The following is a 16,399-nucleotide window of genomic DNA, read 5'->3' as shown; positions in this document are numbered from 1 at the left end:
ACCAATAAAATCGGAAAAAAAAGTCCCCTCCGAAGTAGAGAGAAGACTTCGCTTCTCTTCCTACTAAAGAGGAGATTCAATCATAGGACTTGACTTGCTTCACTGTCTAGATGTAATTCAAGTTGCTTTAGAATGACTTGGAAACTGTCGATGTTCCAAGCAGCTCTGCCAATAAAGAGTCCATTCACATTTTCTAAATCGATATATTCAAGAAAATTATCATGATTCACACTGCCACCATACAAAATCGGTATTTCACGGCCAACTTCTTCAAAAAGCCCTTCTAATGTATGTCGAAGAAAGTCATGGATTTCAGAAACATACCCGGCATCTGCAGGAACGCCTTGCTCGCCAATCGCCCAGACAGGTTCATAAGCGACCAGAACCTCCTTTGCCTGTTCCCTGGATACTCCCTGCAGGCAAACCTTGAGCTGTGCTGCCAATGTTTCTTTCGAAATCTGCTGTTTCTTCTGCTCTATGTTTTCTCCAATGCAAATCAGAGGCTTCATTGAATAGCGTAAGGCAGCATGAACTTTTTTATTAATCGCTGCATCCGTTTCATTAAAATATTGTCTGCGTTCCGAATGGCCAAGCTCAATCATATCAATGCCAATTTCAGTTAGCATTCGCGGAGAAATCTCTCCTGTAAATGCACCACTATCTTCCCAATGCATGTTTTGGGCCCCCAAATAAATATCGGAACCAGCGGTTATCTCTTTAATAGGAAGAAGGGATGTATGAGAAGGAATAATAAATAATTGGAGATTCGAAGTGATCGCTTTTGAAATCTGTCTAAGTCCTTTCGTAAAGTCGATTCCTTCTGCGATGGTCTTTGTCATCTTCCAATTAGTCCCGATCCAAATCTTATTCATCTAGAAACCTACCTCCCTCGTCCAATCTTTTCTTGTTGATTCTATCATTATCTACTGGCTACTAAATTTAATGCTTTTTCTAAAATTGACCGGATGATTGTTTCATTCTCTTGGTAATTGTCCTTATCTTTCCCTCTTACTTCCACAGCGACACGGAGCCCATGTTCGGATTGGAGACTTAGTTCGTCAGCTTTTCTTAAAATATCACTGATTTTCTCAATAGTTAAGAAGCCTGGTTCTCCAATAGGCATATGGAAATCCCCATATAATTCACTGTTCGGATCGACCACCGCATTGGAAAAATGAATCTGATGAATCTGTGCTTTTGCTAGTTCTAATGCCTCCGAAATGTCTTCCTTATTTAAGGCAGCATGCGCGGTATCAAAAGCTAAACCAATATTGCTGTGCTTTTTAGCCACACTTGAAAGCAATTCAACTGTATCACTCATTGGACCAATCAGACGTTTTTTATGGGCAAAGCGATCCAAATGTTCGACCAACACATTCATTCGATATTTGCTGGCTTCCTCGCAAATATCACATAAAGCTTCATAAAAGCCTTCCATCGCTTCAAGTCGACGCTCTGGGCCTGGATCTGGACCTGGAACAAAGGCAATATTGCTTGCCCCGCACTCTGCAGCCAAATAGATATTCTCTTTAATCTGACGAACGGATTCAGAGCGCAATTGTGAATCCAACGAGGAAACATCCAGCTTGTTTTTATCTATTAAAAAGGTTAACCATTGTGTTAGTTGAAAGTTGTATTGTTCCTTTAAGGCCAGAATACGTTTTCTCTCTTGGTGGTTTTGCCCGTCTGCTATTTCATACGAACGATAAAAACCATCAACAGCCATTTTTTCTAGCAAATTGACAGTGAAATCCTTTTCTTGCTGCATTGGAAAATAAATCTCAGGGACAAGCAGGGATGGAATAAACCGGGTACTCATTTTACATTTCTCCTTTATCGATAGGTTATCAAATGCTTCACTTGTTATTCCTAGCAATCAGTTAAATGACTTAGCCATCCTATGTTTTAGGCTTGCAGCAGAGCAAAGCTAGATTGATAGCTTTGGTAAGCATCTGCGGGCGTTCCATTTTGATGAATAATTTTATTTAACCCCGCCACGACACCAATTGGATTTTCATCCAGGGTAATATTCCGACCAACAGCCACACCTTTTGCGCCAACATCCATACAATGTTTTACATAATTGAAGTAATCAAGGATATTCTCCGTTTTTGGTCCCCCTAACACAAGAATGGGACGTTTGGCGGCTTCGATGATTTTCACATCAGCAGGGTCTCCAGTTAATCTAGTCTTAATAATATCTGCCCCCAGCTCTGTCCCGATCCGTGCTGCTGCGGCAATCGTCTCGATTTGATTGGATTCAGGGCTTGTCACATGATAGCTATACGGCAGCGTCTCACACATATATGGAACATTCCAATTATCTGCCGCTTTGGCAAGTTCCCAGGCCATTTTGTGTGAGGCCGTTTCACCATCCGCACCGGGGAAAGTCATCGAAATAACACTGTCTGCCCCAAGCTTTAGTGCATCTTCAACCGAAAGAATGTCTGTAGTCTGGGGAATCCGAGCATCAAATACGCTGGTAGATAAGTCAGCACGGACAACCAACCCAACGTCCTTAAAGGACTCAGCGTATAATTTTGCCATTCCATATGTAACAATGACAGCATCAAGCCCGTTCTCAATCAGCTGTGGCAAAAGGGCAATCGTTTGATCAATTCCTGCTGTCTTGGTGGAGAAATAGTATCCATCCAATGCCAGCGTAATTGATTTACCATCATTTGAAAAAATGCGTGACATCCTTCTTGTTTTGGACATAACCGGCTCCCTTTCTTTGTTCACATCTCTAAACCTTGTAAAAAAGATCCCACGGTGGAGATCTTTTCTTCTAAATTATTTAACTGGTGCACTTTCTAATAGGTCAGCTTGAACGAGAATCTTTTTAAGCTCCTCAATCTTTTCAGCACTTAATGACCTTGCTGGTGCTAGAACGTTCGTGGAAATATCCAATCCCCTCAATTTCATGGCTTCCTTTACCACACTTACAAACGGTGAATCAAGTTTGTACATAGTTGGCAATACGGCCATTCGTTGGTGGAATGATACTGCTTCATCAATACGGTTCTCTTTGAACCCCTTGTAAACACCAAGCGCTAATTCCGGAGCGAAATTAACAGAAGCACTAATCGCACCATCACCGCCAAGAGTCAAGGTTTGTAGGAAATGATCGTCAAAACCAGAGAACACCACAAAATCCGGATGTTTCCCTTTCACGGTTAAAATCATGTCGCGAATATGTGAAACACTTTCAACTGTTTCCTTGATTCCAACGATATTCTCATGTGCATCAACCAATTTAAGGACAAATTCCGGAGTTAAATCCTGTCCTGTCATGGTTGGGAAATTGTAAAGTAAAATCGGTAAGTTAACAGAATTGGCAATTTCACTATAATGAGCAAATAAGTTTTCTTCAGTTAAATTCCAAAAGTAAGGGTTGATGACCACTACCGCATCTGCTCCTACTGATTCGGCATGTTGACTGAGCAGCACGACTTCACGTGTATTCGTGCTTCCTGTACCAATTAAAACTGGCACCCTGCCGTTTACATATTCGGTTGTGAACGAAGCTACTTCTTTGCGTTCTTCCACAGACATTTGTGAAAATTCGCCGCCTGTTCCTAAAAAGAACAGACCATCCACACCAGCTTTAATTAAGAAATCAATAACAGTTGCCATTCCTTTTTTATCAAGTCTGCCTTGTTCATCAACAATAATTGATACTGGTGGAATAACTCCCTGGAATTTTTTCGTTGTCATGACAACTCCTCCTGTTTATTCAACTCTGTTATACATGCCTGTTGATTTCCGTTCCAGGCACTTCGCTTTCCGCGGGCGGTCCGGGGAGCCTGTCCAGCTACAGCGCCTAGCCCCTCGAGGTCGCTTCGGTCCTGCCGCTGAAGTCAAAGAACGACTTCAACGTCAGGCCCTCCAGCGCTTGTCGGGGCTTAACAAGGCGCTTCCGCATTTCTTTCTCCTCGTCGCTGCGCTCCTGCGGGGTCTCCCCTGCCCCGTCCTCCCGCAGGAGTCTTCGTGCCTGGAACGAAGGTCACCAGGGTGCCAAAATTAACAATAAGCTTTAACACAGGCTTTTTATTAATACCAACTTTATTGTTGAACGGCGGCTTTCTCGACCCATTCTCTCATTGATTTGAACATGATCCAGACGGTTGTTGCTCCGGCATCTTGGTGACCGATTGCTCGTTCGCCAAGTGATTTTGCCCTGCCAAACTTCGCGACATATTGCTTCGACTTTTCTACACCGCCTGCTGCATGTTTTTCAGCAAGGGCAAGTCCTTCTAGTAAACTATGATTTGCTTCCACACTTAGTTTAAGTCCGTCCACGGCAGGCTCTAGTGCGTCAATCATCGTTTTATCTCCTAATTCAGCCTTCCCGCGTTCTTTAATAGATTTCACGGATCCTTCAAGAATTTGCGCTAATAGCGGCAGGGACAGTTCCTCTTGTGGTTCAAGACCTTTCACACCGCCAGTAAACAATGTTCCAAAAATAACACCAGAAGCCCCGCCCATATTCGCAATCATCGACATACCTATTGTTTTAAAGACGTCATTGATAGTTGTAAACTCTTTTTTGGTCAAATTTTCTTCTGCCTTTGTAAATCCAACTGCCATGCCAATTCCATGATCTCCATCACCAATAGCGCTATCAATTTTGGTTAAAAACGGTTTGTTCTCAATTACTTGCTCACCAACATACAAGAACATATTCTTAACTTGTTCAGCATTCAACTTAACCTCTTGGACACTATTTGGCATAAACGTTCCCTCCGATTTTTGCAGGTATTAATCCTTTTTTGTAATACGGTGAATCTGCAGGTGCATTATATAAATCTTTTAATTCATCATCCAACTTCAGTAAAGTGATTGAGAATCCAGCCATTTCTTGTGTTGTACAATAGCTATTTACATCCATGTCATACGCTTTAATCTCTTTTTCTTCTAAAATTTGTGCCACTCTGCGGTTTATGATTAATAGTTCCATTAGTGTTGTGGACCCGAGGCCATTCACTAATACAGCCACTTCATCGCCAGCCTCAATATTGCTTTCCTCAAGAAGCTTTGCCAATAACTTATCTGTTAACTCATCAGCAGGCATCATTTTCGTGCGTTCCATTCCCGGCTCCCCGTGGATGCCCATGCCAATCTCAATTTCATCGTCACCTAGTGTGTATGGCAGCTCTACCGCACCGGGAATCGATCCTGGAGCTAAGGCAACACCAATGGAGAACGTATGGTCATTCGCTTTCTGGGTTACTTGTGTAACTTCTTCTAATGACAATCCTTTTTCTGCCGCAGCCCCAGCAATCTTAACGACGAAAATATCTCCGGCAATCCCCCGGCGATCTCCTTTTCGTTCAACAGGAGCGGATGCTACGTCATCGGTTACGAGGACTGTCTTTGTCTGAATATCTTCCATTTCTAGTAATTCTTCTGCCATGCCGAAGTTTAATACATCGCCAGAATAGTTTCCGTAGATAAATAGAACTCCCTTGCCAGAATCCACTGCCTTCGCTACTTCAAATACATTCGTTGGCGGCGGAGCTGCAAAAACATTCCCCAATGTGACCCCATCAGCTAGTCCTTCTCCCATCAGCCCCAAAAACAATGGTTCGTGGCCGCTGCCGCCACCAGTAACGATCGCCACTTTATCCTTGAGATTCCGGCGAATGATTCCGTTTACATTTTCAACTTTTTGATAAGTACTTTTATAAGCTGCTAAAAATCCCTCAATTGTTTCTTCAACTACGCGTTCGGGTTGGTTAATAATCTTCTTCAAACTAAACTCCCCTTTCTATTAAAAACAAAACTTATTATATTTTCGTTTATTTTTATTTGTTTTCATTTATAATCATAACTCTCTATTTTTATTGTGTCAATTTTCATTTTATTAAAAATAGGTTAAATTTTCTATCTTATTTCGACAAAAATCCACATTTCTTCAAAGAATAAGAGGGCCACGGATTAGCAGCCCTCTTATTTTTCATCTATTATGCAGCCTTGGCTGGTTTAATTGGCTCTTTTACAACAAACCAATAGAAGAAGGCTGCAAATCCAGCTATAACCCCACCGGAAATAAAGGCTATGGAATAAGAACCTGTTGCATCTAAAATGATACCTGTTACTAATGGCGCAAATGCTCCACCGAAGTATCCACCGAAGTTCTGGATCGCACCGACAGATCCAACCATGGCAGGAGGTGCTACGTCACCAGACAATGCCCATGCACTGCCAGTAATCGCTGAAACCACACAAAGTGCTAAAGTCATCAAAGTAATCGTGATCCCTAACCCATGTACAAATGGAAGTGCAATAACAAACGCAGCAGCTAAAAGTGCACTGATCGCAATCAGACCACGTTTCGCGTTAATTGGAGAACAAATTCCTTTATCCGCTAACACCTTTGTGATGTAACCGCCGCCTAAGTTTCCGACAATCCCTCCGAAATATGGAATAGCCGCATAAATACCGAGTTCTTTAAAGGTAATATCTTGTGTTTTTAATAGATATAAAGGTAAGAACGTAAGGAAAATATTCCAAATCCAAATCGTACAGAAGAAGCCGCCGATCATTCCCCAGACACTTCTATACTTAAATAACTCTCTCCATTTGATATTGGTTGATTCAACGGTATCATTGCTTGCGCCGCCTTCAGCCTTAATATAATCATATTCCTCTTTAGAAAGAAGCTTACTCTTATCAGGTGTTTTGTAGAATTTCATAAATAAAAGGACAAAGACAATACCAACTGCACCAGTAATGAAGAATAATGCACGCCAGCCAAATGCAACCTGAATAGCCACTAAAATAGGTGGTGCAATAGCAGGACCAACCTTTGATGAGGCATCCCAAAACCCAGTTGCTAATCCCCGTTCACTCTTAGGGAACCATTGGGCAGTAATCTTAGCATTAGAAGGCATACATGGCGCTTCCCCGACTCCAAGTAAGAACCTTGCTCCAACTAAGGTAAGCAGCTTGTTACATGCTCCTGTTAAAGCAGTTGCAATACTCCACCATAGAACAGCAATCGAGTAAATTCGCTTTGCTCCGAATTTATCAATTAACCAGCCAGAAGGAAGCTGCATACAAGCATATGTCCAAGAAAAGATCGTTCCTAATAGACCGATATGCGTCATATTTAGGTTTAAATCTTCAACCATCGCCGGTGCTGCAATGGAAAGATTGGTTCGGTCTAAATAGTTAATAATTCCACCGATTAATAGCCAAATAACAACGGTCCAACGGAAATTCTTTTTTGGTTTCGCTGCCTTGACCGGGAAATCCGTCTGAAGCGCTTGTTCTGTTTTCATGTTATTCCTCCTATACCTATTTTTATTAGTGTTTATAAATAACTATAGATAGCGCTTACATAGATGGCTAAAAAATCTACCCCGTTCTTATCAGGAAGAAAGGGTAGTGATGCTAAAATAATACTTGCGGAGGGTCTTCATAAAAGTTTATTTACTTCCGACTAAGTTAATCGCACTCTCCAATGCGGCCCGGATCGTTCTCTCATTCGCAAAATAATCAATCTTATCTCTGCCTTGCACTTCTATTGCTACAGGTAAACCTTTTTCTGCCTGGATACCTAGTTCATCGGCTTTTTGCAAGATGCGCGACATCTTTTCAATCGTAAGAAAACCTGGTTCACCGATTGGCATATGGTTATCTCCATATAAAGGGCTTTCTGGGTCTAGGACGACATTCGCAAAATGCAGACGATCCATGGTTGTTTTTGCCAATTCTAATGAGGTAAAAATATCTTCACGATTAAGCGCCACATGGGCTGTATCAAAGACGAGACCCACATTCGAGTATTTTTCCCTCACCTTTGAAATGATAGGAACAGCTTCACTGGTAAGACCTAATACTCGCTTTTTATGTACTTCGCGATCCATCGCTTCTATCGAAACATGCATATTAAACGTGGCCGCTTCCTCGCAGATTTCACATAGACTTTCATAAAAAGCCTCTAGTCCCTGCTTGCGGAACTGAACACCTGGATCTGGACCAGGGACAAATGCAACCGTAGAAACACCGCACTCCGCTGCCAAATATAGGCTTTCTTTTATCTTTTTAACGGTTTTTTCTCTTAAGCTAGTATCTAGGGAGGACACATTGAGATCTGTCTGATATGTCAAGAATGTTAACCACTGCAAGATTGATAAGTTATTTTGTTCCTTAGCCCGCAAAATTCTTTTTCGATCCTCTTGGTCATAGCCATAACCAATTTCAAACGAACGATAGAAGCCTTGAGAACCTAGGTTTTCAACTACATTTGCAGCGAAACCTTTTTCATCTTTTACCGGGAAAAACACTTCCGTGACGAGCAGCGATGGGATAATTCGGTTACTCATTAAATTCTTACTCCGTTAACAATAGGCTTTAATTTTTCATCTACATATTTACTAATATCATAGATGCATTGATCAGCATTTGTTTTCGTTTCTTCTGTTTCTTCCTCAACCATAATCCAGCCGTCATATCCATAATCAACTAATGATTGAACAATGGCAGGAAAGTCGATATCACCGGTGCCCATCTTTTTCCACTCAAAGCTTTTTGAACAATCTTTAAAATGAACATGTTTGATAATTGGTAAATACTTTTTAACCACTTCGACTGGGTCCATTCCTCCAGCTGCAATGTGGCCAACATCTGGTGTGTACGCTACATATCTTGTATCTAATTCCTCAAAAAGAAGGTTGTAATCGCTTTCTGTTCTGAAATAAGAAGTTGCCGGAGAATGTGGATGAAACACCGCAACGATGCCATTTTCTACCGCACGTTTACTTACTGCATTCACACAGCTTATAATATCTCGTTGACGTTTTAATAGATTGTCGCGATTTGGCCCCACTCGTGCAGGTAAATTTAATTTTGCATTCGGGAAGTGTTTTAGATAGTTAATATAATAATCGGCCCGCTGCTTTTCTTCTTCCGATTCTGTGTCACTTTCCCAGCTGAACGGCAAGGTAATTGCTACTAATTCAAGATCCAAGCTATCTAGTTTTTCTTTTAGTTTTTCAGGTGCTTCATTATATTTCCCCAATAAAGCATATTGAACGTCAATCCCCTTGAATCCAGCTTTCTTCACTGTATCAATCATATGATCCAAGCAATCTACTTTTTCATCATAATCTAGTACCCATGTTGATCCGTGACATCCAAACTTAATCGTCATTTTCGATTTCCCCCTTAATTAAAATTAAACTACTTCATACTGCGAAATTTTTCATAACTCAGCAAATGTTTGCAAAAGGTAATAAGCAAACAAGTTGTTTGTCTATTTAGAATATTATCATTTGTTTTTGTTTTGTCAATTGTTTTTATAAAAATATTTTTTATTTGAAAACAAACGAAAGAAAAAATCTAAAAAAGTAGTAAAAATCCAACTAACTCCTGTTTATTTCATTTCTTTCATATAATACACCGATTTAGTAATCTGTCATGAAAGTAATTAACACAATCATTTGTTTTCATTATTTTTCGATTACCAAGAAAAACATTGACACAAACGAAAATAAATGAAAGAATATGACTAATAAATTAAATTGGAGTGATAATTATGAAAATTGGAATTGGTTCAGATCACAATGCTTTTCAAATGAAAGAAGAAATAAAGTCATATATTAGTAGTTTAGGGCATGAGGTTGTCGATTATGGATGCTATTCAGAAGATGAAGTCGATTATCCTGGCGTAGCCTTTAAGGTAGCAACTGATATCAAAGCCAACCAACTAGAACGAGGCATTCTCTTCTGTGGAACCGGGATTGGAATGTCCATTGCAGCTAATAAAGTTCCGGGAATTCGCTCTGCCCAATGCCATGATGTTTACTCAGCAGAACGCGCACAGCTTAGCAACAACGCACAAATCATGACCATCGGAGCAAAGGTTATCGGTGTAGAACTTGCTAAAAAAGTGGTCTCAGCTTACCTAAGTGTTTCCTTTCAAGGTGGTAATTCCGCAAGAAAAATTGATCAAATCATGGACCAAGAAAAGGAATACCTACTTAACGGTTCATGCAGCTAAGCTAGCTTCTCTTAGACTTGTGGACTCACTTATTACTAAGAGGAGGAAAACACGATGCAGACAAAAAGTCAGCCCTGTACGATTGGGCTAGTGATGGATTTCCTTGCAGTCTCACAACAAGCAGCGATTGCTGCATACCCTTGGATCGGTAAAAGGAATAAAATCATTGCGGATGGAGCTGGGACAACTGCAATGCGAGACCGCATGAACCTAATTGATATGCAAGGAACCATTGTTATCGGTGAAGGTGAAATGGATGAAGCCCCTATGTTATACATTGATGAAAAACTCGGAACTGGAACGGGGCCATTTGTTGATATCGCTGTCGATCCTATCGAGGGAACAACATTCCTGGCAAAGGGGCAAGAAAATTCACTTGCAGTCATTGCTGTTGCTAAGCGAGGAAGTCTGCTGCATGCCCCGGATATGTACATGAAAAAGATCGCTGTTGGTCCGAAAGCAAAAGGCTGCATTGATATCGAGTTACCGCTAACAGAAAATATCAAAGCTGTGGCGAACGCACTTGGAAAGGATGTAAAGGAATTAACTGTCATGATTCAGGACCGGCCGCGGCATGAAGAACTAATGAATGAAGTCATATCAGCTGGTGCCCGATTGAAGTTATTTTCAGATGTGGATATTACAGGGGCCATTGGAACCGCTTTAGATGAAGTTGATGTTGACCTATTAGTAGGAACGGGCGGTGCGCCAGAGGGAGTCATTGCTGCCACTGCCTTAAAATGCCTTGGAGGTGACTTCCAAGCGAAACTTCTTCCCCAAGATAAGGCTGAATGGAATCGATGTATGAATATGGGAATTTTACATCCCGAAAAGCCCTTAACCATAGATGAGATTGTCAAAACGGATGACTGTTTCTTCGTCGCCACAGGAATCACCAATGGGGTTCTGCTGAACGGGGTAAAGAAAAAGGATAACGGGACAATGCTCACCCACTCACTAGTTACCATTGGCGGTGAAACGAGAAACTCCCAATATATCAATGCGGCTTTTTATTAATGTGCACTAATTATCTTCAATAGAATTATGAAGATACATTCTCCAGCAGCTTATACATGAAAAATTATAGCTTTATTTTTTGATGGAATTTTTTAATGGATAAGTTAATAAGTATATTACGACAGTAGTATATTTATTAGGAGGGTCGTAATGCATAGTGGTGAAGGCTTACATCCTGATACAGGTGTTACATCCAGATTATTTGTTGAGCGATCATTAAATGAAATACGTTTTTGGGCCAGGATTATGAAAGAGCACTCTTTATTTCTTCGATTAGGTTTTAGAGCAGACGACACACAACTAATCCAGGAGGCCAATCAATTCTACCGAATATTTGAAAACATCGAACAAAGAGCACATTCCTTTAACAATCAAACCGATCCTGAACAAATAAGACGATTTAATACAGAAGTCCAGCAAGCGGCAGGCAATATTTTTGTATTTAAACGAAAGATCCTAGGATTAATTCTCACATGTAAAATGCCAGGAGCAAATAATTTCCCTCTATTAGTTGATCATACCAGTCGGGAAGCAAATTATTTTAGAAAGCGCTTAATTGAATTAAATGAAGGGAAATTACAATCGCTTCCAGATGCAATTATTAAAGAAAATGTTTTCTTCTTAAGGATTATGGCAGACCATGCCAAATTTATTGGTCATCTCCTTGATCCGTCAGAAAGGAAACTAGTTGATGTAGCGCGTGATTTCAGTAATGATTTTGATCAATTGCTGTATCAAGCAAGAGACTTAGATTCTATGAAGCCACAATCTCAAACCGTTCCTATGTTAGATCAATTCCTTGATCAAAATCGTGTGTCGGTTTCCTCTCTAAGGGACTTCAAGAAAACCGCTCGTGATTTAATTGAACAATGTAAAATAAAGAGTATCATTCATCCGCTATTAGCAGATCATGTTTACCGTGAAGCTGATAGATTCTTAGAAATAATTGATATGTTTGATGCTCATCTAACAAGCGTCAGAGGATAGAATAGAAGTGAATCATTTGGCCATTTTATTAGCCATTAATATTAATTAATATTTTATAAAAAAACAGTGCTAATTCATTGCGAATTTGCACTGTTTTTTCGCTTCAAAACTATTAAGTTCTAAAACACAATGTTTACAGATTTCCAAATACAACTTTTCCATTAAAAATAACTGCTTCGCGCTCGGGTGTTCTTGCAACGGCTTCAGCTGAACATGAGGCATTTACAAGAACAAGATTTGCTTTATCACCTGCCAGCGGCCAAGCTACTTCACCGTCTTTCGTTAATGGAGTAGGTCCCCCAGTAGCATACTTTAGTGTCTGAGCTAATGAACGTTCATCACTTTTCCGGTACAACTCACTATATCGAGTTACCTTTTCTAAAACATCCCCTGTACCATATGGCCCCCAGGAGTCATAAAAACCATCACATCCTAAATAAACATTAACTCCATTTTGATCGAGTAACTCAATTGGCGGCAAAGTACTTGTAATTGGAATCGTAGACATAAGCGACATTCCTAACTTGCTCATTTTTGCTGCGATTTCTTCTTGTTGTGGGACTGTCACTTCTCCTAGACTAAATGCATGGCTTACAGCCACGCGGTTGTGCCATTTCGCTGCATCTACCATTTCTGCCAATTTGTCTACTGTATAAAAGCCCACATTCCCTCTGTCATGTAAATGGATATCAATATCTGCATCAAATTCTGTCGCTAGATTCATTACCTCATAGAGTGATTTTTCGATATTACGATCAATTCCAGCTGGGTCTAACCCACCAACTAATTGAGCACCTGTTCTCATTGCCTCTTTCATGAGTGGAATAACATTTTCTGTTAATAAGCCATGCTGCGGGAAGGCAACAATTTCGTAGGTTAGCTTATCCGAGTAATCCTCCAACGCTGATTTTACACCCTCTAAGTTTTTCAAACCAATATAAGGGTCAATATTTACATGTGTCCGAATGTGTGTAGATCCACGTGAAAGCAGTAAGTCAATCATGGCACTAGCACGCTGTTTGGTTGTTGGCGCTAATTCCTCCAGCTCCATAGCCTCCATACGTAATCGGTCCTTCAAGTTTTTTGCAGGGATCGGAGACTTCCAATCAAGTGTAAGATAGGTTTTATCCAAATGATTGTGCATTTCTTTAAAAGCAGGTATTGCCAAACTACATTTACCGTCAACAGTATTCTCACCAGATGGAATGCTGAAACTCTGCGGTTGTTTTTCAATAATTTCCCCACCCTGAATTTTCAAATGGAAAAGTTCTGTCTTTGTTTCATAAACTCCTTTTTCATCCTGAATATAGCCAGTCTCTAACCGAATATTCGTCAACCAATATGAGGTAGTCATTCTTTCTCCTCCTTTATAAGTTTAAACACGCACTAGGTCTGTATCTTCTAGTTTACTCTCAACCTTTTTCCCTTTGAAAAACAATGCTTCTACCGTTGCCCTTCTTGCGACTGCTTCTGCTGAACAAGTTGCCTTTACCAGCATCATCGTTGCATCATCACCAACCTTTGGCCAGACACGCTCACCTTTTTCATTCAGTGGTGTTACACCGCCTGTTCCGTACTTAAGTGCAGTAGTTAAAGAATATTCGTCACTCAAGCGGAACCTTTCAGCAAGAACCCCAAGCTTTTGAATCGTGTTTCCAGTTCCAAAGGGAGACCAATGGTCTGTAATACTGTCATGTCCAACAGATACTCGAATTCCTTGTTTATCAAGAGTTGGTATCGGAATTGTCGCCCGATTTATAGGAACAGTAGTGGTAACATCCATTTCTTGCTCTTTTAGAATTGCAGTAATTTCATTAAGCTCCACACCATCCAGGTCACCTAATGCAATCCCATGGCTAATCGTTGCTCTACCCTTAAGTCCAGATTCCTTTGTATAATAAGCCATGCGTTCAAATGTAAATGCCCCTAATGTATTCGGATCGTGTAAATGAATATCTACACCCTTATTGTTTTCAACCGCAATATCAAAAATAGTGTTTAAGGATTTTTCAATGTTCCGATCCACCGTCGCAGGGTCGACACCTCCAACTAATGTCGCGCCATTCTTCATCGCATCACGAATGAGCTGAACTGAGTCACTTTTCAATAAACCATGCTGTGGAAAAGCAACAATCTCATAGGTAAGAACATCCTCATATTTCTTCAAGGCATTGACGGTTACCTCAAGATTTTTAAGTCCTATCACAGGGTCAACATTACAATGAGTGCGAATATGTGTGTGGCCGTTTTTAATCAATAATTCAATCATTTTCTCTGCGCGCTCCTGGGCAGTCGGCAGGAGCTTGGGCAACAATTCTTTTTCTTCTTCTAATCTAGTAAAAATACCTTTTGTGAGAGGAGTACATGCTTTCCATGGTCCGCCATAATAGGTTTTATCGATATGAATATGCATATCTCTTAAGGATGGCAGGAGTAGCTGACCATGAGCATCGTACTGATTAGCAATTGTATTTGGAATTTCATTTGTAATTTCAGTAATTTTATCTCCTTCAATTTTCAAGTGGCAAATTTCTGTCTCGGTTGCGACAATTCGATCCTTTTCATAAATGAAACCTTTTTCTAAACGGACATTTGTTAACCAATAAATTGTCATTCCTATTCCCTCCTAAGTTGAACTAGGAAAAGTACTTTTTATCAAAAGTACTTTTCCCCCATGAACTTTATTCATAAAGTTCCTTATTCAATTACCACATCATCAATCATTAGATAGTTGGCAGCATTTAACCAAAAACCACTTACATTTTTACTATAGGCAGCCAAATGTTCATAATTTCGAATGGGAACATATACGGCATCGTCAATCTCTTTTTGCATTACTTCTTCATATAGTTTTAATCGTTTTTGCTCATCTGTTTCTTTTCGTGCCGATTCAATCATTTTATCTACATCTGGATTACTATAGTAGAAATGGTTCCCTGCAGCTCCCTGTGATGCTGAATGGAATAAGTTATACTGGTTGTAATCCCCGTCGCCTGTTGCATTTCCCCATCCACCAATAGCCATATCGTGCTCACCTTTTTCAATCATGTCAATGTACGCACCATATTCCATTACCTGGATTTTTACATTTATTCCAATCCCTTTTAATTGTGATTGCATCACTTCAGCCATGTTAATCCGTTCTTTTCGGTCACTGGTTAATAAAGTGATATTTAATCCTTTTTCATAGCCAGCTTCTTTTAACAATTTCTTTGCTTCATTTAAATCATAATCATAGGCTTTAACCTTATCACTGTATCCAAGCACCTTTGGACTCATCGCCACATTAGCAAGAGTTCCAACGTTATTATAAACACCTTTAATAATGGCTTCTCTTTCAATGCCGTGGCTGATTGCCTTACGGACTCTTACATCATCAAACGGTTTTTTCTTTGTGTTAAATCCAAGATATTCAACGGCTAGTCCTTCTGTACGATAGAGTCCCATTTTGTCGGATGCTTCAATACGCTCAATCTCAGTTACAGGAACTTGATCATTAATATGTGCCTCACCTGTTTCAATCATCGCTAGGCGGGTTGCATCTTCAGGAACAACTTTGAATACTACCCTATCAATATTAGGTTTCTTCCCCCAGTAGTTTTCATTTCTCTTCAATGAAATTTCTTGTCCAGTCTTCCATGATTCAAATACGAATGGACCTGTACCAACTGGATGTTGTGATAAAGATTCCGGGTTTTCTTTAAGTGCTTTTGGACTAATAATACTACCTTCTTGGCTGGCCAAAATAGAAAGCAGTGGAGCATAAGGATACTCAAGTAATAATTGAACGGTATAATCATCGACAACTTTTATTTCCTTAATCATTGAGAACTTCTCGCGTTGCGGTGATTCCGTTTTCGGATCTAATATACGATCAAATGTGGTTTTAACAGCTTCAGCATTGAATGGTGCTCCATCATGGAATTTAATGCCTTCTTCTAATTTAAATTCCCATGTTGTGTCATTTAAGATATTCCATTCTTTCGCTAGCTGTGGCTGAATTTTGAAGTCCTTATCTGGCGCAATGAGTGTCTGATAAACTTTTTGATAAACGATATTCGCTGAAGGAATATCCGTAATAAAAGCTGGATCCAGTTTTGTAGCATCAGAAAGCCTTACAACGGTTAATTTACCGCCTCGTTTGGCTGCTTCCTTTTTGCTTGCTGAATCATTTGAAGAAGTTGATTTTGTTGAACAAGCTTGAGCAAATATTATCATTAAGCCGATTAGAATAAAAAGTAGACTCTTATTAATACTGCGTGCTTTTCTCTCCATTTTTACATGCTCCCCCATTATGTTATTTTGTAAATTCTGACCTTTCAATCGATTATCCACCATCCTTCCGCTGGTACATATCTGCATTATAAAAGACAATTCACAATAATA

15 protein-coding genes are annotated in these 16,399 nt (G+C 40.0%); 3 read left to right on the top strand and 12 right to left on the bottom strand.

Annotation, left to right across the window (positions count from 1 at the left end; translation table 11 throughout):
• Positions 1-80: 80 nt before the first annotated feature.
• From AC4QJR_RS02970 to AC4QJR_RS02930, 9 genes are all read right to left on the bottom strand, one after another.
• Positions 81-872: a triose-phosphate isomerase gene (locus AC4QJR_RS02970; protein ID WP_496525221.1), complete on the bottom strand. Its 792-nt coding sequence runs from the start codon at positions 870-872 to the stop codon at positions 81-83.
• 47 nt (positions 873-919) lie between these two features.
• Entirely contained in the window at positions 920-1,819 is a 900-nt protein-coding gene (locus tag AC4QJR_RS02965) for a sugar phosphate isomerase/epimerase family protein (RefSeq protein WP_496525220.1), read from the bottom strand.
• 86 nt (positions 1,820-1,905) lie between these two features.
• Positions 1,906-2,718 (bottom strand): class I fructose-bisphosphate aldolase, encoded by an 813-nt coding sequence (locus AC4QJR_RS02960; protein WP_496525219.1) that lies wholly within the window; start codon positions 2,716-2,718, stop codon positions 1,906-1,908.
• Positions 2,719-2,793: 75 nt separating this feature from the next.
• Complete coding sequence (locus AC4QJR_RS02955) at positions 2,794-3,717, bottom strand: dihydrodipicolinate synthase family protein (protein WP_496525218.1); 924 nt, start codon at positions 3,715-3,717, stop codon at positions 2,794-2,796.
• A 348-nt stretch (positions 3,718-4,065) separates the two neighbouring features.
• Positions 4,066-4,734 carry a dihydroxyacetone kinase subunit DhaL gene (gene dhaL / locus AC4QJR_RS02950; RefSeq protein WP_098576094.1) on the bottom strand — a complete coding sequence of 223 codons (669 nt, stop codon included), beginning with the start codon at positions 4,732-4,734 and terminating at the stop codon, positions 4,066-4,068.
• A complete protein-coding gene (locus tag AC4QJR_RS02945) occupies positions 4,724-5,755 on the bottom strand; it encodes a dihydroxyacetone kinase subunit DhaK (RefSeq protein ID WP_098576095.1) in 1,032 nt (343 codons plus the stop codon). Before AC4QJR_RS02945 ends, dhaL begins: the two co-directional genes overlap by 11 nt.
• A gap of 211 nt (positions 5,756-5,966) precedes the next feature.
• A complete protein-coding gene (locus tag AC4QJR_RS02940) occupies positions 5,967-7,286 on the bottom strand; it encodes an MFS transporter (RefSeq protein WP_098576096.1) in 1,320 nt (439 codons plus the stop codon).
• A gap of 147 nt (positions 7,287-7,433) precedes the next feature.
• Positions 7,434-8,333: a sugar phosphate isomerase/epimerase family protein gene (locus tag AC4QJR_RS02935; RefSeq protein WP_496525217.1), complete on the bottom strand. Its 900-nt coding sequence runs from the start codon at positions 8,331-8,333 to the stop codon at positions 7,434-7,436.
• A complete protein-coding gene (locus AC4QJR_RS02930; RefSeq protein ID WP_496525216.1) occupies positions 8,333-9,160 on the bottom strand; it encodes a sugar phosphate isomerase/epimerase family protein in 828 nt (275 codons plus the stop codon). The genes AC4QJR_RS02935 and AC4QJR_RS02930 overlap by 1 nt, the downstream gene beginning before the upstream one ends.
• A gap of 384 nt (positions 9,161-9,544) precedes the next feature.
• On the opposite strand from AC4QJR_RS02930, the gene rpiB reads away from it, so the two are divergent.
• The 3 genes from rpiB to AC4QJR_RS02915 all read left to right on the top strand — a co-directional run bounded on the left by rpiB (position 9,545) and on the right by AC4QJR_RS02915 (position 12,013).
• Complete coding sequence (gene rpiB / locus AC4QJR_RS02925; RefSeq protein WP_496525215.1) at positions 9,545-10,009, top strand: ribose 5-phosphate isomerase B; 465 nt, start codon at positions 9,545-9,547, stop codon at positions 10,007-10,009.
• 54 nt (positions 10,010-10,063) lie between these two features.
• Positions 10,064-11,026 (top strand): class II fructose-bisphosphatase, encoded by a 963-nt coding sequence (gene glpX, locus AC4QJR_RS02920; RefSeq protein ID WP_496525214.1) that lies wholly within the window; start codon positions 10,064-10,066, stop codon positions 11,024-11,026.
• Positions 11,027-11,176: 150 nt separating this feature from the next.
• Positions 11,177-12,013, top strand: a complete 837-nt coding sequence (locus AC4QJR_RS02915; RefSeq protein ID WP_496525213.1) for a DUF2935 domain-containing protein — start codon at positions 11,177-11,179, stop codon at positions 12,011-12,013.
• A 133-nt stretch (positions 12,014-12,146) separates the two neighbouring features.
• On the opposite strand, the gene AC4QJR_RS02910 is transcribed toward AC4QJR_RS02915, so the two are convergent.
• The 3 genes from AC4QJR_RS02910 to AC4QJR_RS02900 all read right to left on the bottom strand — a co-directional run bounded on the left by AC4QJR_RS02910 (position 12,147) and on the right by AC4QJR_RS02900 (position 16,288).
• Positions 12,147-13,367 carry an amidohydrolase gene (locus AC4QJR_RS02910; RefSeq protein ID WP_496525212.1) on the bottom strand — a complete coding sequence of 407 codons (1,221 nt, stop codon included), beginning with the start codon at positions 13,365-13,367 and terminating at the stop codon, positions 12,147-12,149.
• A 21-nt stretch (positions 13,368-13,388) separates the two neighbouring features.
• A complete protein-coding gene (locus tag AC4QJR_RS02905; RefSeq protein WP_496525211.1) occupies positions 13,389-14,627 on the bottom strand; it encodes an amidohydrolase family protein in 1,239 nt (412 codons plus the stop codon).
• 83 nt (positions 14,628-14,710) lie between these two features.
• On the bottom strand, positions 14,711-16,288 hold the full coding sequence (locus AC4QJR_RS02900) for a glutathione ABC transporter substrate-binding protein (RefSeq protein ID WP_496525210.1): 1,578 nt from the start codon (positions 16,286-16,288) through the stop codon (positions 14,711-14,713).
• Positions 16,289-16,399: the final 111 nt, after the last annotated feature.

It is taken from the genome of Neobacillus sp. BP17 (assembly GCF_059579525.1).
Note: the sequence above shows the minus strand (reverse complement) of the source record. Positions and strands in the feature narration are given on the sequence as shown.